Annotated in this window: 1 pseudogene; it reads right to left on the reverse strand. The window is 72.6% G+C overall.

Annotation, left to right across the window (positions count from 1 at the left end):
• Nucleotides 1-563: pseudogene (locus NA10_RS35130) on the reverse strand (IniB N-terminal domain-containing protein); the annotation flags it as partial.
• Between the last annotated feature and the right edge of the window lie 21 nt (nucleotides 564-584).

Genomic DNA, 584 nt, shown 5'->3' on the forward strand with positions numbered 1-584 from the left:
TGCACCGCGGTGTCCAAACCCGCGGAGAGTCCGGTCTCGACACCGCCGACACCGTGCGCCGCCGTATCGATTCCGCCGGAAAGCCCGGTCTCCAAACCATTCCCGGCCTGCGCCCCGAGATTCCCCAGGGTGCCGACGCCGGTCGAGATTCCCGCCCCGAGGCCTCCCGCCCCGTGCGCTCCGGCCCCGACGGTCGAGTCGATCCCACCGCTCAACCCGGCTCCCACCTGCCCACTACCGGCGGTGACGCCGTTCAGCGCCCCCGAAAGCCCGGTCTCCAGCCCACTACCCACCTGCGCCCCCAAACCCGCTGCGGCATCGGCACTTCCGGACAACCCGGTGGAGAGTCCCGCACCGAGATCACCCCCGGCATGCGTTCCCGCGTTCACCGCGCCATCCAGCCCCGCGCCCAGACCGGCACCGGCCTGCGCCCCCGCACCGACAGCGGTGCCGATTCCACCGGAAAGCCCAGCGCCAACGCTGTTCCCGAGATTCGCCCCGAGGTTGGCCGCGCCATTCAGCCCGGTCCCCAATCCCGCGCCCGCCCCCACGGCCGTGTTCACGGCACCCGAGAGGTCGGTGGC

Origin of the sequence: Nocardia acidivorans NBRC 108247, from assembly GCF_001625085.1 — a bacterium.
Lineage (GTDB): Bacteria > Actinomycetota > Actinomycetes > Mycobacteriales > Mycobacteriaceae > Nocardia > Nocardia acidivorans.